Source organism: Vibrio sp. 1727, assembly GCF_033344415.1.
In the GTDB taxonomy this organism is placed as follows: domain Bacteria; phylum Pseudomonadota; class Gammaproteobacteria; order Enterobacterales; family Vibrionaceae; genus Vibrio; species Vibrio alginolyticus.
Genome location: NZ_JAWPOT010000411.1, coordinates 1 through 618, shown reverse-complemented (window position 1 = coordinate 618; position 618 = coordinate 1). Strand labels below are relative to the sequence as shown.

Below are 618 nucleotides of genomic sequence, written 5' to 3'. Positions count from 1 at the left end.
CGAGGTCCTAACCGATTTTCAGGTATAGATGTGTCTGCATCTGATGCCGGTTCTTCGGTTTCCTCTATACAGGCGTATGCTGTAGATAGCAAAGGCAAGAGGAGTCCTGTTGTCTCGGTTAATTACGCCAACGGCCAAGGCCAGTTGTTGAACTGGAGCACTGTGTTCCCTAATGGGGAGGATCTATATACGCTTCATTTCGAGGCCCTGGATAAAGCAGGGAACAAAGGGTCAATAGCCTATCCTATTGCTTGGGATTCAGTAGGTGCAAAGTCTGGAGAGAATCCTGAGCCAGTAGCAGTGTATGACCCTAAGAACCCGCAGGCCTCAACTTTTAAGGTTAATGGTCAGGCCCTATCAGGTTTTGCGCCTTATCAGAACGGAATGACCATTTATTCCGATACCTACAGGGTGCTCTACCGGATACCCAAAACAAACTCCTATCCTTCTTCACCTTACGGTGCTCAAAGCGGTAACTGGTGTGATTATAAAAACTGTATTGAAGGCAATATCATTGCCGAAGACGGTACATATGATTATCGGCAGACGCAAGCTGATGTATTCCAGCAACATGGGACAAAAACTAAGTCGTTTATTATTTACGACTGGGTTATGAAC

General features: G+C 46.0%; 1 protein-coding gene. It reads left to right on the top strand.

Going from position 1 to position 618, the window contains the following annotated elements; genetic code table 11:
* Nucleotides 1–618, top strand: a 618-nt coding sequence (locus tag R8O10_RS26045) for an Ig-like domain repeat protein (RefSeq protein ID WP_318192073.1), incomplete at both ends; no start/stop codon positions are given.